The 24805-nt window shown below is 72.4% G+C and carries 22 protein-coding genes and 1 pseudogene; 8 read left to right on the top strand and 15 right to left on the bottom strand.

What is annotated here, in order from left to right:
* The first annotated feature begins 107 nt into the window (after positions 1-107).
* Positions 108-2780: a hypothetical protein gene (locus ASG32_RS28830; protein WP_056533164.1), complete on the top strand. Its 2673-nt coding sequence runs from the start codon at positions 108-110 to the stop codon at positions 2778-2780.
* A 41-nt stretch (positions 2781-2821) separates the two neighbouring features.
* Here the strand turns inward: ASG32_RS28830 and ASG32_RS28825 are convergent, their stop codons facing one another.
* On the bottom strand, positions 2822-3229 hold the full coding sequence (locus ASG32_RS28825; RefSeq protein ID WP_026604910.1) for a MucR family transcriptional regulator: 408 nt from the start codon (positions 3227-3229) through the stop codon (positions 2822-2824).
* 303 nt (positions 3230-3532) lie between these two features.
* Here ASG32_RS28825 and ASG32_RS28820 point away from each other — a divergent pair, with 303 nt between their 5' ends.
* Positions 3533-4630 carry an NAD(P)/FAD-dependent oxidoreductase gene (locus ASG32_RS28820; RefSeq protein ID WP_056533162.1) on the top strand — a complete coding sequence of 366 codons (1098 nt, stop codon included), beginning with the start codon at positions 3533-3535 and terminating at the stop codon, positions 4628-4630.
* Positions 4631-4650: 20 nt separating this feature from the next.
* Here the strand turns inward: ASG32_RS28820 and ASG32_RS28815 are convergent, their stop codons facing one another.
* From ASG32_RS28815 to ASG32_RS28785, 7 genes and pseudogenes are all read right to left on the bottom strand, one after another.
* Positions 4651-5367 (bottom strand): LrgB family protein, encoded by a 717-nt coding sequence (locus ASG32_RS28815; protein WP_056533157.1) that lies wholly within the window; start codon positions 5365-5367, stop codon positions 4651-4653.
* Between the two features lie 3 nt (positions 5368-5370).
* The gene (locus ASG32_RS28810; protein WP_020093032.1) at positions 5371-5775 is read right to left on the bottom strand and encodes a CidA/LrgA family protein; all 405 of its coding nucleotides are present in this window, start codon (positions 5773-5775) and stop codon (positions 5371-5373) included.
* A gap of 15 nt (positions 5776-5790) precedes the next feature.
* Complete coding sequence (locus tag ASG32_RS28805; protein WP_020093031.1) at positions 5791-6252, bottom strand: TerB family tellurite resistance protein; 462 nt, start codon at positions 6250-6252, stop codon at positions 5791-5793.
* Between the two features lie 113 nt (positions 6253-6365).
* A pseudogene (locus ASG32_RS28800) lies at positions 6366-7156 on the bottom strand (DJ-1/PfpI family protein).
* Between the two features lie 16 nt (positions 7157-7172).
* Positions 7173-7856 carry a thiaminase II gene (gene tenA / locus ASG32_RS28795; protein WP_056533154.1) on the bottom strand — a complete coding sequence of 228 codons (684 nt, stop codon included), beginning with the start codon at positions 7854-7856 and terminating at the stop codon, positions 7173-7175.
* A gap of 3 nt (positions 7857-7859) precedes the next feature.
* Positions 7860-8534, bottom strand: a complete 675-nt coding sequence (locus ASG32_RS28790; RefSeq protein WP_012320334.1) for a response regulator transcription factor — start codon at positions 8532-8534, stop codon at positions 7860-7862.
* Positions 8531-10012 carry an ATP-binding protein gene (locus ASG32_RS28785; RefSeq protein WP_056533151.1) on the bottom strand — a complete coding sequence of 494 codons (1482 nt, stop codon included), beginning with the start codon at positions 10010-10012 and terminating at the stop codon, positions 8531-8533. Before ASG32_RS28785 ends, ASG32_RS28790 begins: the two co-directional genes overlap by 4 nt.
* Before the next feature lie 288 nt (positions 10013-10300).
* On the opposite strand from ASG32_RS28785, the gene ASG32_RS28780 reads away from it, so the two are divergent.
* Positions 10301-11224: a hypothetical protein gene (locus ASG32_RS28780; protein WP_056533148.1), complete on the top strand. Its 924-nt coding sequence runs from the start codon at positions 10301-10303 to the stop codon at positions 11222-11224.
* A gap of 51 nt (positions 11225-11275) precedes the next feature.
* Here the strand turns inward: ASG32_RS28780 and ASG32_RS28775 are convergent, their stop codons facing one another.
* Positions 11276-13027 carry a DEAD/DEAH box helicase gene (locus ASG32_RS28775; protein WP_056533145.1) on the bottom strand — a complete coding sequence of 584 codons (1752 nt, stop codon included), beginning with the start codon at positions 13025-13027 and terminating at the stop codon, positions 11276-11278.
* A gap of 303 nt (positions 13028-13330) precedes the next feature.
* Here ASG32_RS28775 and ASG32_RS28770 point away from each other — a divergent pair, with 303 nt between their 5' ends.
* Positions 13331-14428, top strand: coding sequence for a calcium:proton antiporter (locus tag ASG32_RS28770; protein ID WP_042671759.1), 1098 nt, complete (start codon positions 13331-13333; stop codon positions 14426-14428).
* A 171-nt stretch (positions 14429-14599) separates the two neighbouring features.
* On the opposite strand, the gene ASG32_RS28765 is transcribed toward ASG32_RS28770, so the two are convergent.
* Positions 14600-15343, bottom strand: coding sequence for an FAD-binding oxidoreductase (locus tag ASG32_RS28765; protein ID WP_244492277.1), 744 nt, complete (start codon positions 15341-15343; stop codon positions 14600-14602).
* A 40-nt stretch (positions 15344-15383) separates the two neighbouring features.
* Positions 15384-15989 (bottom strand): sulfite oxidase-like oxidoreductase, encoded by a 606-nt coding sequence (locus tag ASG32_RS28760; RefSeq protein ID WP_056533142.1) that lies wholly within the window; start codon positions 15987-15989, stop codon positions 15384-15386.
* 170 nt (positions 15990-16159) lie between these two features.
* Here ASG32_RS28760 and ASG32_RS28755 point away from each other — a divergent pair, with 170 nt between their 5' ends.
* Positions 16160-16462 carry a hypothetical protein gene (locus tag ASG32_RS28755; protein ID WP_012320341.1) on the top strand — a complete coding sequence of 101 codons (303 nt, stop codon included), beginning with the start codon at positions 16160-16162 and terminating at the stop codon, positions 16460-16462.
* Here the strand turns inward: ASG32_RS28755 and ASG32_RS28750 are convergent.
* From ASG32_RS28750 to ASG32_RS28740, 3 genes are all read right to left on the bottom strand, one after another.
* Positions 16432-17400, bottom strand: a complete 969-nt coding sequence (locus ASG32_RS28750; protein WP_056533139.1) for a DMT family transporter — start codon at positions 17398-17400, stop codon at positions 16432-16434. The two genes, ASG32_RS28755 and ASG32_RS28750, sit on opposite strands and share 31 nt — an antisense overlap.
* Positions 17397-17672 carry a translation initiation factor IF-1 gene (infA, locus tag ASG32_RS28745; RefSeq protein ID WP_012320343.1) on the bottom strand — a complete coding sequence of 92 codons (276 nt, stop codon included), beginning with the start codon at positions 17670-17672 and terminating at the stop codon, positions 17397-17399. The genes ASG32_RS28750 and infA overlap by 4 nt, the downstream gene beginning before the upstream one ends.
* Positions 17673-17883: 211 nt before the next feature.
* Positions 17884-19017, bottom strand: a complete 1134-nt coding sequence (locus ASG32_RS28740) for a branched-chain amino acid ABC transporter substrate-binding protein (RefSeq protein ID WP_056533136.1) — start codon at positions 19015-19017, stop codon at positions 17884-17886.
* 238 nt (positions 19018-19255) lie between these two features.
* Here ASG32_RS28740 and ASG32_RS28735 point away from each other — a divergent pair, with 238 nt between their 5' ends.
* The 3 genes from ASG32_RS28735 to ASG32_RS28725 all read left to right on the top strand — a co-directional run bounded on the left by ASG32_RS28735 (position 19256) and on the right by ASG32_RS28725 (position 23996).
* A complete protein-coding gene (locus ASG32_RS28735) occupies positions 19256-20461 on the top strand; it encodes an amino acid aminotransferase (protein ID WP_056533133.1) in 1206 nt (401 codons plus the stop codon).
* A 5-nt stretch (positions 20462-20466) separates the two neighbouring features.
* Positions 20467-21504: a hydroxyacid dehydrogenase gene (locus tag ASG32_RS28730; RefSeq protein WP_056533130.1), complete on the top strand. Its 1038-nt coding sequence runs from the start codon at positions 20467-20469 to the stop codon at positions 21502-21504.
* A gap of 488 nt (positions 21505-21992) precedes the next feature.
* Positions 21993-23996 (top strand): TonB-dependent siderophore receptor, encoded by a 2004-nt coding sequence (locus tag ASG32_RS28725; protein ID WP_082558085.1) that lies wholly within the window; start codon positions 21993-21995, stop codon positions 23994-23996.
* A 10-nt stretch (positions 23997-24006) separates the two neighbouring features.
* On the opposite strand, the gene ASG32_RS28720 is transcribed toward ASG32_RS28725, so the two are convergent.
* Entirely contained in the window at positions 24007-24804 is a 798-nt protein-coding gene (locus tag ASG32_RS28720) for a TIM barrel protein (protein WP_056533126.1), read from the bottom strand.
* Position 24805: the final 1 nt, after the last annotated feature.

The raw sequence follows: 24805 nt of genomic DNA, 5'->3' as shown, positions 1-24805 counted from the left end.
GTCGCGCGATCCCCCGCGGAGATCCGGTCGCGGCGGGGCGTTGACTTTCCCTGCCGGCGTCGCGGCTTTATCCGGTACGGATCCGCGGGGGCAGGAGCAGCGCGCGTATGACCAAGCCCGACGGCGTGCCGCCGCACCTCTTCGAGACCGCCGAGGGCCGCCGTCTCGTCGAGGCCCGCTCCGATCCGGCGTGGCGCCGCTGGGGGCCGTACCTCAGCGACCGGCAATGGGGCACGGTGCGGGAGGATTACAGCCCGAAGGGCGACGCCTGGGACTACCTGCCCCACGACCACGCCCGGTCCCGCGCCTATCGCTGGGGCGAGGACGGGATCGGCGGCTTCGGCGACCGCCACCTGAACTGGTGCCTGTCCCTGGCGCTGTGGAACGGGCGCGACCCGATCCTGAAGGAGCGGCTGTTCGGCCTGACCAACCAGGAGGGCAACCACGGCGAGGACGTCAAGGAACTCTACTACTACCTCGACGGGATTCCGACCCACGCCTTCATGCGGATGCTGTACAAGTACCCGCAGGCCGCCTTCCCGTACGGGCGCCTGGTCGAGGAGAACGCGCGGCGCGGCCTCGACGACCCGGAATTCGAGCTCCTCGACACGGGCCTGTTCGACGAGGGCCGCTACTTCGACGTCGAGGTCGCCTACGCCAAGGCCGCCCCCGACGACATCCTGATGCGGGTGACCGCGACCAACCGCGGCCCGGACCCGGCCGCCCTGACGCTGCTGCCGCAGCTCTGGGCCCGCAACACGTGGTCGTGGAAGCAGGGCACGCCGAAGCCGGAGCTGATGGCCGGGTCGGAGGGCTCGGTCTGGGCGCGCCACCCCGAGATGCCGACCTTCCGGTTCTTCGCCGAGGGCGCGGGCGACCTGCTGTTCACCGAGAACGAGACCAACACGCACCGGCTGTTCGGCAGCGGCCCCGCCGAGGGCTTCTACAAGGACGGGATCGACCGGTGCGTCGTGGGCGGCGACCGGGCCGCCGTCAACACCCTGTCCGGCACCAAGTGCGCCGCCCGCTACGACTTGCACCTCGGCCCCGGCGAGACGCGGACCGTGCGCCTGCGCCTGCGCGCCGAGACCGCGCCGGGCGCGCCCTTCGCGGATTTCGACGCCGTCTTCGCCGCCCGCGAGGGCGAGGCCGACGACTTCTACGGGGCGCTCCAGGCACCGATCGCCGATCCCGAGATGCGGCTCGTGCAGCGGCAGGCGCTCGCCGGCATGCTCTGGTCGAAGCAGCTCTACCATTACGACGTGCGCGAGTGGCTCSCCGGCGACCCGGCGCAGCCCGCGCCGGCGCCGGAGCGGCGGCACGGCCGCAACAGCGACTGGTCGCACCTGCGCGCCAACGACATCATCTCGATGCCGGATGCCTGGGAGTATCCCTGGTTCGCGTCCTGGGACCTCGCCCTGCAGGCGATCGTGTTCGGGCTCATCGACCCGGACTTCGCCAAGAACCAGCTCCTGCTGCTGGTCGACGAGGCCTACACCCACCCGAACGCCGCGCTGCCGGCCTACGAGTGGGGCTTCGGGGACGCCAACCCGCCGGTCCACGCGCTGGCCGCTTGGCGGGTGTTCGAGCTGGACCGGGCGCTCACCGGCCAGCCGGACCACGCCTTCCTCAAGCGGATCTTCAACAAGCTCACCCTGAACTTCACGTGGTGGGTGAACCGGAAGGATTCCGACGACCGCAACCTGTTCCAGGGCGGCTTCCTCGGCCTCGACAATATCGGGATCTTCGACCGGTCGAAGCCGGTAGGCGACGGCGCCACGCTGACCCAGTCCGACGCGACGGCCTGGATGGCGACCTACGCGCTGAACCTGATGCGGATCGCCATCGAGCTGGCGCTCGACGACCCGACCTTCGAGGACATGGCGGAGAAGTTCTTCGAGCACTTCCTCCTCATCGCCGGAGCCACGGGCGCGGGCGTGTGGGACGAGCCGGACGGCTTCTTCTACGACGTCATCGAGACGCGCGACGGGCAGCGCCTCCCGATCCGCGCCCGGACCATGGTCGGCCTGATCCCGATCTTCGCGGTGGCGGTGATCAACGAGTGCGACCTCGCGCGGCTGCCGTCCCTGCGCAGCCGGATGGTGTTCTTCCTCAAGAACCGCCCGGACCTCGCGACCCTGGTCTCGCGCTGGAACGAGCCCGGCGAGGGCCAGACGGCGCTGCTGTCGCTACTGCGCGGGCACCGGCTGAAGGCGCTGCTCCACCGCGCCCTCGACCCGAACGAGTTCCTCTCGGATTACGGGCTGCGCGCCGTGTCCCGCGTCTACGCGGACGAGCCGTTCTGCTTCGCCTGGGACGGGCGGGACCTGGGGCTCGCCTACGAGCCGGCCGAGTCGCGCTCGCGGCTGTTCGGCGGCAACTCGAACTGGCGGGGACCGGTGTGGATGCCGGTCAACTACCTGCTCATCGCCGGGCTGAACCGCTTCCACGACTATTACGGCCCGGATTTCCGGGTCGAGGCGCCGACCGGGTCGGGCCGGACCTACGCGCTCCGGGAGATCGCCGCCCACCTGTCACGGCGGCTGATCAGCCTCTCGACCCGCCGCCCGGACGGGCGCAGGCCGGTCTACGGCGACAGCCGGATCGAGCAGGAGGATCCGCATTTCCGCGACCACGTCCTGTTCTACGAGTACTACCACGGCGACAGCGGCCGCGGGGTCGGCGCGTCGCACCAGACCGGATGGTCCGGGCTCGTGGCCCTTCTGATCCAGGAAGTGGCGACCGCCGCCGCCGAGGCGCAGAACCCGGGTTGGCCGTGAGGACCGGTCGCCGGGCTCGCGCGCCGGCGACCGACGCCCATTTACTCCGCGGCCTGCTGCATCCGCAGGCGCTGGCCCTCGCCGATCTGGCGGGAGATCGTCGAGCGGCGGGCGCTGTAGACCGCCGAGACCAGCGGGTAATCGACGGGCAGGCCCCACTTGGCTTTGTAGGCCTCGGGCGTGAGGCCGCGCATCGTCAGGTGACGCCGCAGGGCCTTGTAGGGCTTGCCGTCCTCGAAGCTGATGAGCGTGTCCGGCCGGATCGAGGCCCGGATCTGCGCCTCGGTCGGCCGCCGAACCTGCGGCTCCGCGGGCTGGTCCAGGGCGGTGATCGAGCGGTGTACCTCGGAGAGCAGGTCCGGCAGCGTTCCCGCCGGGACACTGTTGCGCGTGACGTAGGCGCTCAGGATCTTTGCGGCGAGTTCGACGCTCGGCGATGTCATCTGCATGGTCGTCACCTCGATTCTACGTGTTTCGGATGTGGCTCTCGTCGGTTTCCATCGGGCTCTTCGCCGCCGACGGCCGGTGCATGTCCCTGAGACGTTCTCGGCCTCGGCCGGAGGCGGCGGATGGCCTCATTATGGGCCAGTCCGCTGCCGCTACAACCGAGCCGCGCATTTATCGCGCCGATATTTCTACTTAGGATTGAGATTTAGGGTCAACGACGAATCAACGGGCGCGTCGTTGTTCCGGCTCAAGTGCGGTATTGAGGACTCACCTGCCCAACCGGGCGCGTCGGAGAACGCGAAGACATGGAGGCCCTGGTCGTCGGAGCCGGCGTCGTCGGACTCGCCATCGGGCGGGCACTCGCGCTGCGCGGGCATGCCGTCATCGTGGCGGAAGCCGAGGACGCCTTCGGGACGGGTGTCTCGTCCCGCAGCTCGGAAGTGATTCACGCCGGCATGTACTACCCGGGCGGATCCGAGCGCGCGCACCACTGCGTCGAGGGCGCCCGGCGCCTATACAACTTTTGCGCGAGTCACGGCGTCCCGCATCGCGCGTGCGGCAAGCTGATCGTCGCCTCCGACGACGCGGAGGCCGACAAGATCGCGGCGATCCGACGCCAGGGCGAGGCCAACGGCGTCCCGGGCCTCGAACTCCTCGACGGACGCGCCGCCCGGCAGCTGGAGCCGAATCTCGCCTGCACGGTGGCGCTGCACTCGCCACGCACCGGCGTCGTCGACAGCCACGCGCTGATGCTCGCCCTGCTCGGGGCGATCGAGGATCACGGCGGCGCGCTCGCCCTGCGCACCCCGGTCGAGGGCCTGACGCGGCGGGACGGGCAGTGGCAGGCCGCGTTCGGCGGCGCCGAGCCCGGCACGATGGCCTTCGACGCGGTGGTCAACGCCGCGAGCTTCGGCGCCCCGGCCCTGGCCGCCGGCACGGAGGGCTACCCGGCTGAGCGCGTCCCGACGCTGCGCCTCGCCCGCGGCAACTACTTCGGCTGCACCGGCAAGCCGGCCTTCTCGCGGCTGATCTACCCGGCGCCGCGGATCGACGGCGGCCTCGGAATCCATTTCACCCTCGACCTCGCCGGCCGCACCCGCTTCGGGCCCGACGTGGAGTGGGTCGACGGGTTCGACTACCGGGTCGATCCCGCGCGCGCCGAGGCCTTCTACGGCGCGATCCGGCGCTACTGGCCCGGCCTGCCCGACGGGGCGCTGTACCCGGACTACGCGGGCCTGCGGCCGAAGCTGACCGGGCCCGGCGAGGCGGCGGCCGACTTCCGGATCGACGGGCCGGCCGAGCACGGCCTGCCGGGGATCGTGCACCTGTTCGGGATCGAGAGCCCCGGCCTGACCTCCAGCCTGTCGCTCGCCGAGGCGGTGGCCGACCGGCTGGACGCCTGAGGCCTCAGAACAGCCGGTGCTCAGAACAGCAGGTGCAGCGCCAGGGGCGCGAGGATCGCCGTCAGGAAGGCGTTGAGCCCCATGGCGATGCCCGCGAAGGTGCCGGCGACCTCGCTGACCTGGAAGGCGCGGGCCGTCCCGATGCCGTGGGCCGCGAGCCCTGCGGCGAAGCCGCGGGCGCGCATGTCGCGGATCCGCAGGAGGTTCATCATCGGCGTCACGAGGATCGCCCCGATGATGCCGGTGAGGATCACCAGGATCGCCGTGAGCGTCGGGTCGCCGCCGAGCGCCTCCGCGATGCCCATCGCGACGCCCGAAGTCACGGATTTCGGGGCCAGCGAGACGAGGATCGGCTGCGGGATGTCGAGGAGGCGCGCGAGGCCGATCACCACGGCGAGGGTGGTGGCCGACCCGGCGGCGAGGGCCGCCAGCATCGGCGCGAGGGCGCGCAGGACGGTCGCCCGCCGCTCGTAGAGCGGCATCGCCAGCACCACGGTGGCGGGCCCGAGCAGGAAGTGGACGAACTGCGCGCCCTCGAAATAGGCCCCGTAGGGCGTGCCGGTGACGGCCAGGACCGCTCCCACCAGGACGACGGTGATGAGGACGGGGTTGGCGATCGGGTGCCGGCCGGTCACGGCGGCGATCCGGTCCGCCAGGACGTAGGCAGTCAGCGTCACCGTCAGCCACAGGAGCGGCGTCTTGGCGAGGTAGACCCAGAGCGAGAAGTCGCCGCCCACCCGTCACGGCTCCCCGTCGGTCCCGCGCCGCTCGACCAGCGCGGCGACGGCGCGGAACACCAGGACGGTGACCAGCAGAGACAGGGCGGTCGAGACGACCAGCACGAGAGCCAGCTTGGCGCCCTGAGCCCGCAGCAGGTCAAGGCGGCCGACGACGCCGACGCCCGCGGGGACGAACAGGAGCGACAGGTTCATCAGCAGCCCGCGCGCGGTCGTCTCGAGCGTCCCGTCGGTCAGCGGCTTCGGCAGCACGCGCGGCAGGCCGAGGCGGGCATTGTCGCGCAGCAGCAGGAACGCGAACATCAGGCCCATGCCGATCACCGGCCCCGGGATCGGGACGCCCGCGCCGCGCGCGAGGGCTTCGCCCAGCAGCTGCGCGAGCAGGATCAGGGCCAGGCTGGCGATCATCGCGGGCGGCCGGGACTACGCGGCCGCGACGCCCTGCTGTCCGCTGCGGCGGGCCGCCGCGATGGCGGCCTCGTCGAAGCCGAGCAGGCGGCCGAGGCGCTCGACCAGCGCCTCCTCGAACTCGTCGACGTTGCCGTCCGCCGCCGCGACCGACCACGCCATGGTCAGCAGCTCCTCGCGCTCGGACCGGTCGGCCTCGTGCGGGATCATCTCCACGAGGCTCGCCACGTCGCGCACCTCCGAATCCATGGCGGCGGCGCGCTCGATCAGCGCCCGCGCCGCATCCGGACCGTCGGCGTAGTGGCCCTGCACGAGGCGCGAGAGGCGCTCGCTCTCGGCCGGCGCCAGGATGCCGTCGACGCGGGCGACGTGGACGAGGAGCGCGGTGGCCGCGAGATGCGTCTCGTCCACGGTCTCCTGCGTGCCGACGCCGAGAGCCTCGGCCGCGTAGGCGCGCAGGCGTGCGATCAGGGACATGGCGGCTCCGGGGGATCGTGCACCGCAACAGTTCGGGCCCCGGCGGCGCGCCGTCAAGCACGCCGCCGCACGTCGCGCCGGACCGTGTCCCGGTTGCATCGCCGGCGCGGCGCTCACCGGCGCGCTGCGGCCTCCGCCCCCGTCACCAGCGGCGCGAGGATCGCCTCGGCCGCCCGGACGGTCGCGGGCCCGGCCTCGGCGGGCGTGCCGGCGCGGAAGGGCGGCGCCGGGGCGTACTCGGCGACGAGCTGCGCGGTGCGGGCGTAGGAATCCCCGCGCAGGCGCGCGGCGAGCGCCAGCCCGAGATCGAGCCCGCCGAGACCCCGGCCGCGGTGACGCGGTCGCGGTCGAAGACGACGCGCTCGGCCACCGGCCGGGCGCCCAGGAGCGGCAGCACCGCGTCGCGCACGCTCCAGTGGGACGTCGCGCGGTAGCCGCGCAGCAGGCCCGCCGCCCCGAGGATCAGCGACCCGGTGCAGACGCTGGCGATCCAGCCGGCCCGCGCGGCGCGGTCGCGCAGGAAGGCGAGGAGCGCGGCGTCACCCATCTGTGCGGGGGTGCCGTCGCCCCCGGGGACGAACAGGACGTCGAGATCCGCCGGGCAGGTCGCGAAGCCGTGGGTCGCCACCAGGACGAGGCCGGTGTCGCTCGTCACCGGGCCGGGCTCCGCGCCGACGAGGTGGAGGCTGCCGGGCGCGAGGCCGGCGAGGAAGGTCTGCGGCCCCACGAGATCGAGCGCGGTGAGGCCCGGATAGACCAGCATGGCAATCCGGACGGGACGATCCGGCGGGATCGGCGCCGGATCGCCGGCGGCGGCGGCCAGGGTCGGACGGAGCGGCGCGGCGAGGGCTGCAGCGAGCGCGGCGGCGACGAGATCGCGGCGGCTGGCGTCCGGCGCGGTCACGGGCGCGCCGGGCGGGTCACAGGACCCAGGCCGCGTCGCGGTAGGCGCTGTCCCAGAACTGCCACTCGAGCCGGGTGGCCTGCGTGAACGCCCGGTGCATCCGCGCGCGCTCGGCCTCCGACGCGTCCCGCGCCGCGCAGTCCGTGGCGGCGATCATGGCCGCGACCGCGGCGGCGAAATCGTCGCCCGCGTAGGTGTCGATCCAGGCGCGATACGGGTTGTCGGGCGCCGCGCGGGCGAAGATGTCGTCGCCGACCGCCTTGTAGATCCAGAAGCAGGGCAGCAGGGCCGCACAGAGGACCGCGTAGGGCTCGGCGTAGGCGGTGGCCGTGAGGTAGCTGACGTAGTGGTCGCAGGCCGGCGTCAGGGGCGTGGCCGCGAAGGTCTCCGGCCCGATGCCGTAGTCGCGGAAGAAGCCGCCGTGGAGGGCGCGCTCGACCACGATCGCCTCCTGCGCGGCGCGGGAGAACTGCACGATCGTGTCCGGATCCGGCGCCTTCGCGGCGGCGAGGCTCAGCGCCCGGCCGAAGCCGATCAGGTAGTGCGCGTCCTGCACGATGTAGTGCCGGAACCGGTCTTGCGGCAGCGTGCCAGCGGCGAGCTCGGCGTTGAACGGCATCGACCGGATGGTCTCGTAGGCGGCGGCGTTGCGCGCCCAGGCCTCCCGGGAGAAGGCGTCGTCAGGTCCGGGAAATGCCACGGCTTAGCCCTGCCGCTGCGCGTGGGTGACGGCGACGTGGATCAGCTCGGCGAGGGTGCGCACGCCGAGCTTCTGGCGCATCTGCGAGCAGGCGTTCGTCACCGTCTTGTAGCTCACCGACAGGTCGGCCGCGATGGCTCCGTAGGAGCGGCCCTGCGCGAGGCGCGCCAGGATCTGCTGCTCGCGGGGGGTCAGCTGCGATTCCGGCGCGCGGCGGGCGTCGGCGCGCAGCATCGCCACCTCGGTGGCGAGCCGCCGGTCGAGGTAGACCTCGCCGACGCGGACCTTGGCGAAGGCCTCGAACAGCTCGGCCGAGGCGTGGTCCTTGAGGACGTAGCCCAGGGCCCCCGCCTCGAGGGCGCGGGCGACGATCACCGGGTCGTTGTGCATGCTGAAGACCAGGATGCGCGTCTCGGGCGCGACCGCCCGGATCCGCCGGATCAGGCCGAGCCCGGCCATGCCGCTGCCCTGGAAGGTCAGGTCGCAGATCACGACCGGCGGGCGGAGCCGGTGGAAGATCCGGTAGCCGCCGACGACGGTCGTCGCCTCCGCGATGGTCTCGACGCCGGAATCCTCCAGCACGCGTCGACAGCCCTGCAGGACGATGGGGTGATCATCGATGACGAGAACCGGCAGGCGCGTGGCGGCGGCGTCGATCTGGGATGCGATGGCGTTCATGCGCTCGGCGCGGTGTTGTTCTCGTCGCCCCGGTCGGGCGGAACGGGGATCGTGATCCGGACGATCGCCCCGGGGCCGGCATTGTCAAGGGCGAAGGTGCCGTCGAGGGCCTCCACGCGCTCGCGCATCCCCGACAGACCGAGCCCGGTACCGTGTTCCGGCGGGATTCCGGTGCCGTTGTCGCGGATGGTGAGGTCGATCCGGCCGCCGGTCTCGGCCGCCTCGGCCTCCACCCGGGTCGCGGCGCCGTGCCGCACGGCGTTGGTGGCGCTCTCCTGCACGCAGCGGAACACCGTGAGGTCCACGAGGTCGCCGTAGCCCCGGGCCAGCCCGTCGAAGCGGCCCGCGAAGGTGATGCCGGGATGGCGCTGCCCGAAGCCGCGCAGGAGCAGGTCGAGGCAGGTCGCCAGGGGCGCCTGCCCGAGGCCGTGCGGCCGCAGGCGGTTCAGGAGTTCCCGGTTGACGGTCTGGACCTGCCCGACGATCGCACTGATCTCGGCTGCCCGGGCGGCGAGCTTCTCGCGGCTCGGCTCGGCCGCGCCGGAGGCGATGCGGCCGATCGAGGCGGCGTTGGCCTCCAGGGCGAACAGGCACGGACCGAACTCGTCGTGCAGCTCCAGGGCCGTCCGGCGGCGCTCGTCGTCCTGCGCGGTCAGGAGCTGGCGGTTGAGGCGGCCGTTGGCGGCCCGGACCTCGCCCAGGGCCTCGGCGACCTTGTTGAACCGCTCGGCGATCACGGCCAGCTCCCGGGCGCCGGGCGGCTCCAGGCGGGCGGTGTAGTCGTGGTGCTCCAGCTGGGTCAGGCCGGCGCCGAGCCGCCGCAGCGGCGCGAGGATCCGGCCCAGCGCGATGTAGAGCGCGATCAGCATCGCGGCGTTGATCGCCAGGGTGGTCAGCGAGAGCGCCCGGGCGTAGCCCCAGATCTCGTCGATCTCGTCCATCGGCTGCGTGGTGATCTGCGCCGTGCCGAGCCGGCGCCCGTTGACGACGATCGGAAGGGCGTGGCGCTCGATCGGCGGCATGATCAGGTCGGCGAACCAGCGCGGCGCCTCCCGGTCGGCGCGCGGCGGCGGCAGCGGCCGGCCGACCTCGTCACCGTCCGCGTCGAGCACCGCGACCCGGACGTGCCGGAGGACCTTGAAGCGCAGGTCGAGGGTCTGGAGCAGCGTGTCGGGCGCGGCCGTGTCGGACAGGCGGATCGTGTCGGCCACCAGCGACTCGACGGTCGCGAGCGACGCGCGGGTCTCGACGCGCACGGCCGACCGGGCGTTCAGGACGATGACCGCGCAGGAGATCACGGCCGCGAAGGCGTCGATCAGCAGGACCACCGCGACGAGCCGCGCGCGGGTGGACCACGCCGACCAGGGCCAGCGGCGGAGCCGGGGAGCGTCCGGCGCTTCGGCCGTCTCAATACGCGGGGACAGGTTCGGGCGGGTATCCACGCGCTGACGCATAGCGACCGCGCCGGCGAAGTCCATGGCGCCCGCCGCGGGCGGCCGGCAGAGTGGCGCCCCGGACGTGCTCAGGCCGTCCCACCCCCAGTGCCGCGGACGGGGCGAACACCGATTCTTAAGCGGCGCGACGTAATCTTGTGGATAGCCGCGCCAGGACTGGCTGGGCAGGCAATTCGGACCGACATCATTGCGCCGTATTGCAGCTCCTCTATCGCCACCAGAGTCGAACCACCTTCGAATCCTCGGAGTGTGGCGGCCGGTGAAGGGGAGCCCGGTCGCGCGCGGCGTGTATCGTGTCAGAGACCCCGGCCTATGATCGATCTCAACCTCGACCCGTCCGAGACCCGGCCTGACCGGACGCCGTCGGCCAAGACCGGGCCGTCGCTGAATCTCAAGGTCGCGCTGTTCAGCGTGGCCGGCGCGAGCGCGCTGGTCGGCTTCGGCGTCGCCGCCTCGACGGTGATGGCCGGCCTGGCGGCGCCGACCCCCGTGAAGATCGTCGCGTCCCGGCAGGCCGCGGACTGGCCGGAGCTGAAGGACGGGCTGCCCGCCATCAAGGGCTCCGTCCAGGCGGCGGCCGCCCCGGCGCAGCCCGCCAAGCCGGAGACACCGGCGCTCAGGATGGTGTCGCTGCCGGAAGCCTTCGCGGCGATCACGCCGACGCCGCCCGCGCCCGACGCCCCGCGGCCGGCGGCCCCGCAGCCCGCGAAGGTCGCCGCCGCCCCCGTCGCGCCGACGCAGCGCATCCCGGTTCCGACGCCCGTCACGCCGGTCGCGGCCGCGCGGGAAGTCGCGCCTCTGGCGCCGGTCCGCACGGCCGCGCTTCAGACGCCCCGCGCCTCCGAGACGGTCCGGGCCCGTGAGCTCGTCGAGCCGGCCGCGCCGAAGCCGGTGGCGGAGAGCACGGAGCGCGCGGAGAAGGCCGAGCGTCCCGAAAAGAAGGAGCGGGCCGAGAAGACGGAGCGCTCCGGGAAATCGGAGAGGACGGAGCGCGCCGAGAAGATCGAGCGCCCCGAGAAGCCCGCGCCCAAGGCGGCGACTCGCCAAACGCCCGCGCCGACGCGGACCGCCGACAAGGCGAAGGGCGCCGCCAACGCGACCGTTGCCCAGGCGGAGCCCGCCGAGGCTGAGGACACCGAGGTGCTCGGCATCAAGCTCCCGTCCCTGGCGCCGGCCGGGCGGAAGCTGAAGGAGAGCGTCGACGCCCTCGGCGACGCCGTCAAGAACGTCTTCTGATCCGCCGCGCCGGCCCCGATCACAGGGCCGAACGTCTGCCGGGGCCGGCGCTCAGGCCCGGCCCGTCTGGCGCCCGGCCTTGTCGCCCTTCGGCCCGGTGCGCTCGGCCTTGCGCTGGTGCTTGCCGGCCCGCGGGCTCGCGAATCCCTTCGGCCCGGCGGGCGGGCCCCGGCGCTCGGCCGGCGCACCATCGCCCGCGAGCGCCTCGACCTGGATCTCCGGCGAGCCGTTGCGGGCGAAGGATTCGGCGAAGCGCGCCGCCGCGTTGCCACGCACCTCGAACTTGGTCTCGCGGTCGAAGATCCGGATGGCGCCGATCTCCTGGCGCCCGATCCCGCCCCGACGGGTCAGCATCGGCAGCAGCCGGCGCGGGTCGGCGTTGTCGCGGCGGCCGAGGTTCAGCCGGAACCAGACCGCCGGGCCCATGGCGGCGATCCGCTCCGGGTCCATCGGGTCGTAGGGCGGACGCTCGCCGCGGGGCGCGCGGCCCTCGCCCGGATCGCTGACCTCCTCGGGGGCCGGCAGGCGGGTGCGGTACACGCGGGCCAGGAGCGCGGCGAGCTCTTCCGGGCTCTTGCCGGCGAGCAGCGTCTCGGCCAGCGCGACGTCCTCCTCGGCCGGCGGCTCGGCGAAGAGCGGGTCGGAGAGCATGCGCTCGCCGTCGAGCCGGCGGATCTCGTCGGCCGAGGGCGGCCCCGACCATTCGGGGCTCACCTTGGCGATGGCGAACATCTGCTCGGCCCGGCGCCGCCGGGAATTGGGGATCAGCAGCACCGAGGTGCCCTTGCGGCCGGCGCGGCCGGTGCGGCCGCTGCGGTGCTGGAGCACCTCGGCGTCGTGCGGGAGATCCGCGTGGATGACGAGGCTGAGCGACGGCAGGTCGATGCCGCGGGCGGCCACGTCGGTGGCGACGCAGACGCGGGCGCGGCCATCGCGCAGGGCCTGGAGCGCGGCGTTGCGCTCGCCCTGCCCCAGCTCGCCCGAGAGTGCCACCACCGAGAAGCCCCGCTCGGTCAGGCTGGCCTGGAGGTGCCGGACGGCGTTGCGGGTGTTGCAGAAGACGATCGCGGTGGCGGCGTCGGCCTCGCGCAGGAGGTTGAGCACCACGTGCTCGGTCTCCCGCGGCATGATCCGCACCGCCCGGTAGGCGATGTCGGCGTGGCCCTTGGTCTCGCCCTTGATCGCGAGCCGGAGGGCCCCGCGCTGGTAGCGCTCGGCCAGCGTCTCGATCGCCTTCGGCAGGGTCGCGGAGAACAGGTAGGTGGCCCGCTCCGCGGGCGTCGCCGAGAGGATGAACTCGATGTCCTCGCGGAAGCCGAGATCGAGCATCTCGTCCGCCTCGTCGAGGACCACGGCGCGCAGCGCGGTCGGGTCGAGGTTGCGGCGCTCGAGGTGGTCGCGCAGGCGGCCCGGCGTCCCGACCACGATGTGGGTGCCGTCCGCGAGCATCCGGCTCTCCCGGCGCGGATCCATGCCGCCGACGCAGGCCGCGACACGGCCTCCGGCCGGCCCGTAGAGCCAGGACAGCTCCCGCTGGACCTGCAGGGCGAGTTCCCGGGTCGGGGCGATCACGAGGGCGAGGGGCGCCGCCGGGGGCGGCAGATGCTCGGCCTCCCCGATCAGCATGCTGGCCATGGCGAGGCCGTAGGCCACGGTCTTGCCGGACCCGGTCTGGGCCGAGACGAGGAGGTCGCGGGAGCCGGCGGCGGCTTCCAGCACGGCGGCCTGGACCGGCGTCGGGTCGGCGTAGCCGCGGTCGCTCAGGGCCCGCGCGAGGGGGGCGGGCAGGGTCGGGAAAGGCAAGCTTCGGGAACTCTCAACGGCCGTGCCGCGCCCGGCAGCGCGCCATCGCGCGGCGGGGGAATCAGGCGCCGGACTTTATTCGGGTACCCGGAAGGTAACGCCAACCGGGCCGACTGACCACTCCCGTCGCAGCATGGGGCGGTTGCGCGCGCTCGATCCGGGATCCGGCACGCCTCATCGGCGCGCGAATGGACCCGCGGCCGATCGGCCGTCGACGCCGACACTGGTCCGACGACCTGCTAAGGCTCCCGTGAATCGCGCACGTCGAGGCCCGACGCGAACCGAGCGGAGTACACGTTCCTCATGATGGCAGCCCTGCGGGTGGCGGTAGCCTGGGCGACGGTTCTCGCCTTCACGTGGTTCGGCAAGGACTGGCTCGGGGACCTGTCTCAGCCCCTGTTCGCGGGGGGCCTGTTCGCGTGGCTGCTCGCCGTGATCGTCTGGGCCGCCTTCGGCGTGGTGCACGAGGCCGAAGAACTGGCACACCGCCTCGGCGAGCCCCTCGGGACGCTGGTCCTGACGCTGGCGATCGTCATCATCGAGGTGGCGCTGATCTCCGCCGTGATGCTGTCGGCCAAGGACGCGCCGACCCTCGGTCGCGACACGATGTTCGCGGTGCTGATGATCGTGCTGAACGGCGTGGTCGGGCTGGGTCTCCTGGTCGGCGGCCTGCGCCACCACCAGCAGCGCTACAACCTCCAGGGCGCCTCGGCCTTCATGGCGGTGATCATCCCGCTCACCACCATCGCGCTGATCATCCCCAACTTCACCAGCTCCACCAGCGACGGGACCCTGACGACACTTCAGGCGGTCACGTTCTCGGTGTTCACCCTCGCCCTCTACGGCGTGTTCCTGCTGATCCAGACCGGGCGCCACAGCGAGTTCTTCATCGACGCGGAGATACCCGAGGCGACGGAGCCGCCGCACGGCGCGGATCCGGTCTCGGGCGGCAGCGTCGCCAAGCATGTCGGCCTGCTGCTCGCCAACGTCCTGCCGATCGTGATCCTGGCCAAGAGCCTCGCGGTGATCCTCGACCACGGCATCGCGGCGCTCGGCGCGCCGACGGCGCTGGGCGGCGTGCTGATCGCCGCCATCGTGTTCACGCCGGAGGGGATCTCGGCGCTCAAGGCGGTGGCCCGCAACGAGCTCCAGCGGGCGATCAACCTGTGCCTGGGGGCGGCCACCTCGACGGTCGGCCTCACCGTGCCGGCGATCCTGACCATCGGGCTGCTCACCGGCCAGACCGTGGTGCTCGGCCTCAAGCCGACTGAGATGACCCTGCTGGCCGTGACGCTGATCCTCAGCGCCCAGACCTTCTCGGGCTCGCGCACCACCGTGCTGGAGGGCGCGGTGCACCTCGTGCTGTTCTTCGTCTACCTCGTGCTGATCTTCAGCCCCTGATTCGGCTTCCGGCGGAACGCTTCGGTCGGTGCAACCCGCTCCGTCGTCGCGAGCGCAGCGAAGCGACCCGGGGCGGCGCGACGTTGGAGAACGTGGCGCACTCCGGATTGCGTCGCTCTGCTCGCAAAGACACAGAGCTGGGATCCTCGACCGGAAAGCGCCAGGCCTCGTTCAGGCGCCGAAGCGCTCGGTGCGGATCAGGCCCGGCGCGACGCCCTGCGCCAGGATCAGGTCCGAGGCCGCGGCCACGAACCGGTTCGAGCCGCAGAGGAACACCTTGCCGGGCGCCCCGATCCGCGCCAGCGCGTCGGCGACGAGGGGCGAGTCGATCCGCTTGCCACCGGGCTCGCGCGTCGTGGCGAGATGCAGGGAGAAGTTGGGATCCGTCTCGGCGAGCCGCTCCAGCTCGGCGACCGCGATCGCCTCCGCGCGGGTGCGGGCCGAGTAGATCAGCGCCGCCGGGATCGCCCGCCAGTTCTGCGCCCGCCGCCGCAGCATCGCCAGGAGCGGCACCACGCCGGACCCGCCGCCGCCCAGGAGCAGCGGCCCGCCGTCGGTCCCGTCCCAGGAGAACGAGCCGCCGATCGGCCCGCGCAGCTCGACCCGGTCGCCGACCTCGGCGCAGTGCGAGAACCAGCCGGACACCTCGCCGTCCGGCAGGGCCTCGATCATCAGCTCCAGGGTGCCGCTGCCGTCCTGCGCCGAGGCGACGGAGTAGCTGCGCTGCGCCTGGTAGCCGTCCTCGGCGGTGAGCCGGACATCGACGTGCTGTCCGGCCCGGTAGGACTCGGCGAGGCCGCAGCGCAGCCGGACGCTCTTCACGTGCGGCGTCACCGGCGCGATCGCGGTGATCTCCGCCTCGTGCCAGCGGAAGACGATGGGCTCGAACGCCGGGTCAGTCACTGTGTCCGTCACCGTGTCCGTCACTGCGCCAGTCACCACCTTAGGAACCGCCTCAGTCACCGATGTAGCGCTGCTCACGCCAGGGATCCCCGTACATGTGGTAGCCGCGCAGCTCCCAGAAGCCGGCCGTGTCGGTCTGGGTGAACCGGAGGCCTTTCACCCACTTGGCGCTCTTCCAGAAGTAGAGATGCGGCACGAACAGCCGCGCCGGGCCGCCGTGATCCGGATGGATCGGCTGGCCCTCGTAGCGCGTCGCCACCAGGGCGCGACCGCCCACGAGGTCGGCCACCGGCACGTTCGTGGTGTAGTCGTCGTGGGATTCCGCCAGGAGGTAGCCGGTCGGCGCCGCGATCCCGGCATCGGCCAGGATGTCGTCGAAGCTGACGCCCTCCCAGGTCGTGTCGAACTTCGACCACTTGGTGACGCAGTGGATGTCGCCGCGCCAGGTGGTGCGGGGCAGCGCCTCGAACTCCGCCCAGCTCCACGCCTTGATCGGCCGGGCCCCCTCGCGCAGCGTGAACCGCCACGTCGCCATGTCGACGGTCGGATTGGGGCCGATCTGGAGGATCGGGAAGTCGTCGGTGAGATACTGACCCGGCGGCAGGCGCGCGCCGGTCTCGGGCGGCTGCCTGCGTCCGACGAAGCCCCGTGTCACCATGACGGTCGCCGCTCCTCTCGCTCGCCCTCCGGCTCGCCCCCGGGTTTGGTGCGGCGGAGCACCTCACGTCAAGCCGGCACGTGCGGCCGAACAAACGCCCCAAAGCTCGGGTGTGCTAGCAGCTCTGTGCCGATCGATCGGCACGAATCGCCTGCTTTCAGGGGGATGTCATGAAGTACCTTCTCGCGACGAGCCTTGTCGTCGGGAGCCTCGCCACGCTCGCGCCGGCCGCCCAGGCCCGCGACGGCATCGGCGCCGGCGGCGCCGCGGCCCTCGGCGTGCTCGGCGGCCTGGCCGTCGGCGGCGCCATCGCGTCGGCCAACAACGGCTACTACCCGGGCCGCCCGGTCTACCGCGCCCCGCCGCCGGTCTACGTCGAGGAGGATTACGGCCCGGTCTGCCACTTCGAGCGCCGCCGAACCTACGACGCCTACGGCGACGTCTACATCCGCCGCGTCCGCGTCTGCGAGTAGGCGGCTTCCGGAGTCGCCTCTGCGGCGGGCGCCGGTTTCAGGCGCTCGGCGCAGGCGATCCCGGCCAGCACCAGGGCCAGGGCGACCCCTTCCGTCGCGCCGAACGGCTCGCCGACCAGCAGGACGGCGAGGATCGCGCCGAAGATCGGCACGAGGTTGACGAACAGGCCGGCGCGGTTCGGGCCGATGATCTCGACGCCGCGCATGAAGAAGAGCTGCGCCAGTAGCGACGGCCCGAGGCCCACGAAGGCGACCATCAGCCAGCCCTCGCGGTTGGGCCAGACGGCGTGGCCCGTCGCCCACTCGACGGCGAGCGGCGGCAGCGAGGTGACGAAGGCCGCGACCGCCATCGCGGCGAAGAACACCAGGGCCGGCACCTTCGGGCGCGTCGGCAGGAAGATCGTGTAGCCCGCGTAGAGCAGGCAGGCGCCGAAGACGAGCACGTCGCCGCGGTTGAAGGCGAGGTTCGTGAGCACCGACAGGTCGCCGTGCGTGGCGGCGAGGCCGGCGCCGACCAGGGTCAGCGCCACGCCCAGGACCTGCCCCGGCGTGACCGGCACCCGGTAGGCGAGCCGGTTCAGGACGATCACCAGCACGGGGATTGCCCCCTGGAACAGGGCGAGGTTGATCGCGCCGGTATGCACGCCGGCCGCGTAGAACAGGCAGTTGAAGGCCGTGTAGCCGAGGCCGCCCATCAGCAGGATGCGCAGCCAGTGCGGTCGCAGGAGCGGCCACGCGGCGGCGAGCCGGCGCGCGGCGAAGGGAATGAGCACCAGGCAGGCGACCGCCCATCGGAGCGTCGTGATGACCTGGGGCGACACGTGACCGGGCGCCCAGCGGCTGGTGACGGCGTTGCCGGCCCAGAGCAGCGCCGTGACGGTCAAGAGCAGGTAGGCGGGCGCGGCCGGGGAAGCCCGGCGCGCGCGCCCGGTCGTCAACGGCGGCGGAACTGACCGCCGCGCACCGGCGGGCGGGGTCCGGACGAGCGCTCGTCCTTGTGGCGGAACACGAGGCGGCCCTTCTCGAGGTCGTAGGGCGACATCTCGACCGTCACCCGGTCGCCCGCCAGCGTCTTGATGCGGTTCTTCTTCATCTTGCCGGCCGTGTAGGCCACGATCTCGTGGCCCTGGTCGAGCTGCACGCGGTAGCGCGCATCCGGCAGGATCTCGATCACGAGACCATCGAACTGCATCAATTCTTCTTTCGCCATGCACCTTCTCCAGTCGGACCGTCCGGCAGCAGGCGTTCCGGCAATGCGTGTTCGGCTGTCATCGAGCTCGGGAAACGCCGCAGGGCGCGGATCCGATCCGGGGGACCGCCCGCGCCAGCTCAGCAGCACCGCCCGCATGTAGTCCCCGCGGGAACCGGCCGCAAGTCACGGACACCGAACACGTTCCGTCATCGACACGATTTGCCGGCTCTCAGGGCTCGGCGTCGTTGCCGGCGTAGTCGAGGCGACCGTCCGGCGTCCGGCGCCAGATCCGCAGGGCGATCGGTGCTGCGGCGCGGTCGCCCCGCGCGTCGAAGGCCACCGATCCGAGCAGCGTCCGGGACGGCCCCGTCCGCACGGCCTCGGCCACCTTGCGGCCGTCCGCGATGCGGCCGGTCCTCGGGTCGGCGGCGCGGGTGCGCTCGGTCGCCTGCGCCAGGAGCTCCACGGCCACGTAGGCGTTGGCCGCGACGCTCTCCGCCTCGGGCGAGCGCGGCACCGGGCGAGCGCCGCGGATCTCGGGCAGGCGCGGCGGATCGGGAACCAGGGTCATGACCGTCCCCTCCCCGTCCCCGTCGACCGCGGCGAAGGCGGGGTCGAGGATGCCGTCGCTCGCCACCAGGGTCGCGCCGAGGCCGGCCTCGCGCATGGCGCGGAGCAGGGTCACGGCCTCGGGCGCGAGGCCGCCGAAATACACCGCGTCGAGGCGCGCCGCCTTCAGCCGCGCGACGAGGTCCGCGAGGTCGCGGGCGCCCCGGGGGAAGCCGTCGAACAGCACCTCCGGCATGCCGGCCTCCTTCAGCCGCGCCGCCACCGCGTCGGCGAGGCCGCGGCCGAAGGTCGAGCGGTCGCTGAGGATCCCGACCCGGCGCCCCGCGAAGGCCTTCGCCAGGTAGGCCCCGGCCGCCCGGCCCTGCTGGGCGTCGCTCGGTCCGAGGCGGAACAGGTTCCACAGGCCCCGCCCGGTCAGCGGCCCGTAGGCCGCCGCGGGCGCGACCATGACCGCGCCCGCCTCCTCGTACACGGGCGCCGCGGCCGCAACCGCCCCGGATTCGAGCGGTCCGACGACGAGGCGCACGCCGTCGGCGGCGAACTTCTTCGCGACGGCGACGGCCTGCCGCGCGTCGCCGCCGTCGTCGGCCGGGACGAGGACCCAGCGCGGGCGGCCGCCCGCGACGCGGTTGAGATCGGCCACCGCCTGCTCGGCGCCCTGCCGGAGCCCCTGGCCGAAGGCGGAATCCGGACCGGTCAGCGGCGCCGACAGGCCGATCCGCACCGGTGCCTGCGCGACGGCCGGGGCGGACGCGAGGAGAAGGGCGAGGAACGGGAGGAGGCGACGGATCATGGCGGCACTCTAGGACCGTCTCCGCCCCGACCGGAAGGGCGCCGCTCCCGGATCGCCCGGACTATCGTCGGGCGCAGCGTCGCGCAGATCGTTGAGCGGATCGGGACGCTGATGCGCGCGGAAGCGCTGGCGGGCGAGCGCGATGTGCGGAATAAGGGCGTCGGCCCGGCCCGTCGCCGGGCGTGCCGGCGCCCCTCCGCGCGTCGCCGGCCGAGACCCTCTGGGACGATTGACGATCATGACCTCGCTGTTCGCCGGCATCCAGGACGCGCCGCTCGACCCGATCATGCGCCTGTTCGAGGCCTTCAACGCCGACCCGAGCCCCAAGAAGCTCAACCTCGTGGTCGGCGTGTACACGGACGCGGACGGCAAGGTGCCGCGCCTGCGCGCCGTGCAGACCGCCGAGAAGCGCTGGATCGAGAAGGGCCTGCCGAAGACCTACCGGCCGATCGAGGGCACCAAGCCGTTCCGCGACGCGGTCCAGGAACTCCTGTTCGGCAAGGGCGCGCCGATCCTGTGCCAGAACAGGGCCGCGACGCTCCAGAGCATCGGCGGCACCGGCGCGCTGAAGACCGGCGCCGACCTGCTGGCCAAGCTCTACCCGAACGCCACCGTGGCGGTGAGCAACCCGAGCTGGGAGAATCACAAGGCGCTGTTCAGCCAGGCCGGCTTCACCGTGGTCGACTATCCCTACTTCTCGGCCGAGACCGGCGGCGCCGACTACCCGGCCATGAAGGCCTATCTCCAGGATCTGCCGAAGGGCTCGATCGTGGTGCTGCACGCCTGCTGCCACAACCCGACCGGCGCCGATCTCGGCCTCGACGAGTGGCGGGACCTCGTGCCCCTGATGGCCGAGCGCGGCCTGATCCCGTTCCTCGACATCGCCTACCAGGGCTTCGGCAACGGCCTCGACGCCGACGCCGAGCCGGTTCGCCTGTTCGCCGAGTCGGGCCAGGAATTCCTGGTCGCCTCCTCGTTCTCGAAGTCGTTCTCGCTCTACGGCGAGCGCGTCGGCGCGCTCACCATCGTGGCCGAGAACCCGGCTGCGAAGGCCAAGGTCGAGGCCTTCGCCAAGCGGCTGGTGCGGGCGAGCTACTCCAACCCGCACACCCACGGCGCGGCGATCGTCGAGATCGTGCTCACCGACCCGGAGCTGCGCGCCGACTGGGAGCGGGAACTCGGCGAGATGCGCGACCGGATCCGCGCCATGCGCGAGCGGATGGCCGACAGCCTGCAGCAGCGTCACCCGGAGCGCGGCTTCGACGCCATCAAGGCGCAGAAGGGCATGTTCTCTTACACGGGCCTGAGCCCCGCCGAGGCCACCCGCCTGCGCGAGGAGCACGAGGTCTACGCCCTGGAGACGGGCCGGATCTGCGTCGCCGCCGTCAACACCCACAACATCGACCACGTCATCGACGCGATCGACGTGGTGGTGAAGGGCTGAACCGGGTGTCGGCCACCAAGCGCGTCTGCCGATTCAACGTCTGGATCAATCCGGTCTTCGACGCGCGCCTGGGGGCCGAGCCCGACATCGACCTGCAGGTCGGCGACCTGCAGGGACCGGAGGACGCGCTATCGGCGCTGCTGGCGAGGGCCCACGTCCTCCACGTCTCGCCGGCGCGGGACGAGCTGCCGCGCCGCTGGCACGTGACCGACGCGCTGCTGGCCGAATGCCCGAACCTGCTCGCGGTCTCGTCGGCCGGCGCGGGCTTCGACACGGTGGACGCCGCCGCCTGCACCCGGGCCGGCGTCGCGGTGGTGAACCAAGTGGGCGGCAATGCCCGCTCGGTGGCGGAACTGGCGATCGGCCTGATGCTCGCCGTCTCGCGCAAGATCTGCGTCTCCGACCGCCTGCTCCGGACCGCGCGCGGCTTCACCCGCGAATCGCTGATGGGCCACGAGATCGGCGGCGCGACCCTGGGCCTCATCGGGATCGGTCATACCGGCCGGGAGGTCGCCAAGCTGGCCCGCGGCTTCGACATGCGGGTTCTCGCCCACGATCCCCTCCTCCCGGACGCGGAGATCCGGGCCCGCGGCGCGGAGCCGGTGGACCGGGCGCGGCTGCTCGCCGAGTCCGACATCGTGTCCCTGCACTGCCCCCTCGACGGCACCACCCGGGGCAGCTTCGACGCCGCGTCCTTCGCGGCGATGAAGCCGGGGTCGCTGTTCATCACCACCGCCCGGGGCGGGGTCCACGACGAGGCGGCGCTCGCCGCCGCGCTCACCGCCGGCCATCTCGCCGGGGCGGGCCTCGATGTCTGGTCGCCGGAACCGCCGTCCCTCGACGCGGCCCTGCTGCAGCTCGACACCGTGGTGGCGACCTACCACACCGCCGGCGTCACCCACGAGGCGCGGCGAAACGTGGCCGCCTGGGGGGCCGAGCAGATCGTCGGCCTGCTCCGGGGCGAGACGCCGCCGCGGCTCGTCAATCCGGAGGTCTGGCCGGCCGTGCTGGAGCGTCGGGCGCGGCTGCTCGGCGGCGCCTGACCGGGAGCAGGTACCGCTCCGCGCTGTCTGAATGGTGCGCGAACCGGTCACGATCGCTCGGACGGCGCGAGAGGCGTCATCTCTGCGGATGCCCCGCACTTCGGCGTATCCAGAGCCCGGGCGCCGGAGCGACCGTACCCGGCCCTCTCCGCTTGGAACGGCGACGAAGGCGTCTTGGAGCGTCCGCGCTGCGGGCGCACCGTCAGTCCCTCTCAGATTTGAGTTATTCAAAATCTAGCCTGGAGACTCCGCCGGAGATCAAGCTTGACCGTGAATGTTTCCGCACCGTATCTGGCGCCACTCGAAACAGAATGGTCGACATCGTGGTACGGCGTAACTGTGCAAGGTCTTGCACGCGGGCTTCGCGCGGCGTTTCCGGGCGCGCAGCCAGAATCTCCCTCTTCCTCACTCCGGTATTGCTCCCGTCTCCAGGCTGGGCTCAACTTGCCGTTGACAGCTCCCAGGAAGTCCAGCTGGAGGAGCTGTCGGTGGCGGGGACCGGCGACGGGACGTCCCGCGTCGACGGTTACCGGGCCACGCGGGCGGTGAGCGCCACGCGGACCGACACGCCCGTCCGCGAGGTGCCGCAGACCGTCGTGGCGGTGCCGCAGGAGGTGCTGGAGGACGCGGCGGCGACGCGGATCGACAGCGCCCTCGACCTCGCGGGCGTCGGCCGCGGCAACAATTTCGGCGGTCTCGGCCTGACCGAGTTCACGATCCGCGGCGTGGCGACCGGCGAGTATTACCGCAACGGGTTCCCGATCAACCGGGGCTACCCCAACAGCCCCGACATCGCCTCCATCGAGCGCATCGAGGTCCTCAAGGGCCCCTCGGCCTTCCTGTACGGCCGCGGCGATCCCGGCGGCACCTTCAACATCGTGACCAAGCAGCCGCTGGCGGCGCGCTCCCTCACGGTCGGCACGCAGTACGGCAGCTTCGGCGCCAAGCGGAGCACCTTCGACGCCACCGGCGCCCTCGACGAGAGCGGGCAGGTGCTGGCCCGCGTCACCGGCGCTGTCGAGGACAACGGCAGCTTCCGGGACTTCGTCACCAGCGACCGCTACGCCCTCGCCCCGGTCATCGCCTGGAAGCCGACGACGGACACGACCGTCACCCTGGAGGGCGACTTCGTCAGCACGGCGCAGACCTTCGACCGCGGCATCGTCCCGCTGGGGGGCAACGTGCGCGCCCTGCCGCGCAGCCGCTTCATCGGCGAGCCGAGCCTGCCGCCGGCCCATGTCGACAACGCCCTCGGCCAGCTGCGCGTCGAGCACCGGTTCGACCAGGACTGGGTGCTGAACGTCGGTGCCCAGGTTCTCGGCGGGAACCTGTCGGGCTACGGCGTCGGCGCCATCGGCCTGCTGCCGGATGGCCGGACCCAGCGGCGGACCCTGGAATGGCGGGACCTGACGTGGTCCGACCTCGACCTGCAGGCGAATCTCGCGGGCAAGTTCGAGACCGGCCCGTTCCGCCACACGCTCCTGCTCGGGCTCGAATACGACAGCTACCGCTACCGGGAGGTGTTCAACCGCTCGAACGTCGCGACGAACCCGTTCCTCCTCGACCTGCTGGCGCCGCGCTACGGCCAACCGCTGCCGCCGATCACCGCGCGGGTCACGAACTTCCTGCAGAAGACCGAGAGCTACGCCGGCTACGTGCAGGACCAGATCGACCTCACGCCCCGCCTCCACGCCCTCCTGGGCGTCCGGGTCGAGGACCTCGGGCTGGTCTCGACGAACAACCTCACGAAGAACACCACCAGCCTCCAGGGTCTGGTGGCGACGCCGCGCTTCGGCCTGCTCTACGACCTGACCGACACGGTCGCGCTCTACGGCAACTACGCGCGCTCGTTCCGGCCCAATATCGGCACGGATCGCAGCGGCCGGCCCTTCGCGTTCGAGGAGGGTGAGGGCTACGAGGCCGGCGCGAAGGTCAGCCTGCTCGACGGGCGCCTCGACGCCACCGCCGCCCTGTTCGAGATCCGGCGCTCCAACGTCCTGAGCACCGATCCGGTCGACCCGAACTTCAGCGTGGCCACCGGCACGGTGCGAAGCCGCGGCTTCGACCTGACCGCCGCCGGCTACCTGGCCCCGGGCTGGCGCGTGATCGGGACCTACACGCGCGTCGACGCGGCCGTCGCCCGCGACAACACCCTGCCGGTCGGCACGCGCCTCGCCAACGTGCCCGCCAACAGCCTCGCGTTCCAGACCGTCTACGAGTTCCAGAGCGGCGACCTGAAGGGCCTCGGCCTGGGCGGCGGCCTCGACTTCGTCGGCCGGCGCGCCGCCGGGACGGCGCTCGCGACCTTCAACCTGCCACAATACACGCTGGTCAACCTGATCTCGTACTACCAGATCGCGCCGGGCGTGCGGATCTACCTCAACGTCGACAACGTGTTCGACGCGACGTTCTACGACCGCGCGTTCCAGAACCGCTACGCGACGCCGGGGCAGCCCCGCACGATCATCGGCGGCGTCGCCGCCCGGTTCTGAGGCCCCGGCGCTACGCCGCTGCCGCCCGCATCCAGCCGAGCCCCGCCTCGGTGCCGGCCGCGGGATGGTACTCACAGCCGACGAAGCCGGAATAGCCGACCTCCTCCAGGGCGGCGAAGATCGGGTCGAAGGCGATCGTGCCGGTCCCCGGCTCGTGCCGCCCGGGATCGTCGGCGATCTGGACATGGGCGATGAGCGGCGCGTGCGCGCGGATCAGCGCCGCCGGGTCATGGCCGAGGCACACGCAGTGATAGGCGTCGAACAGCAGCTTGACGTTGTCGCGGCCGATCGCCCGGATCGCCTCGACCGCCAGCAGCGGGTCGTCGATCGCGTAGTCGGCGATCGAGCCGGGACCGATCGGCTCGACGATCACCGTCATGCCGCGCGCGCCGGCGGCGTCGGCCGCGAAGGCGAGGTTGTCGAGATAGGTGTCCCAGAGCCGCGCCCGCTCGACTCCCGCGGGCCGGACGCCCGCCATCGGGTGGACCATCCGGCAGCCGAGCTGCGCGACGTAGTCCAGGGTCGGCTCGATCGTGGAGCGGAAGTAATCGATCCGGTCGGGCAGCGCCGCGAAGCCCTTCTCGCCCTTGGCGGCGTCCCCCGCCGGGAAGCCGGTCTGGACCAGCGGCACGCCCGCCCGCTCCAGCCAGCCCGCGACCTCCCGGGCCGGCGTCGCGAACAGCTTGGGATGCTCGACCGCGCGGAACCCGGCACGGGCCGCGGCCGCGAAGCGCTCGGCCAGCGGCAGTTCCGTGAACAGGAAGCCGCAATGGCCGCTGAGACGATTCTTGAAAGCACCGAGCTTCATG

It is taken from the genome of Methylobacterium sp. Leaf361 (assembly GCF_001424445.1).
Classification (GTDB): domain Bacteria; phylum Pseudomonadota; class Alphaproteobacteria; order Rhizobiales; family Beijerinckiaceae; genus Methylobacterium.
The sequence above is the reverse complement of the archived record's forward strand: the minus strand, read 5'-3'. Positions and strand labels throughout refer to the sequence as shown.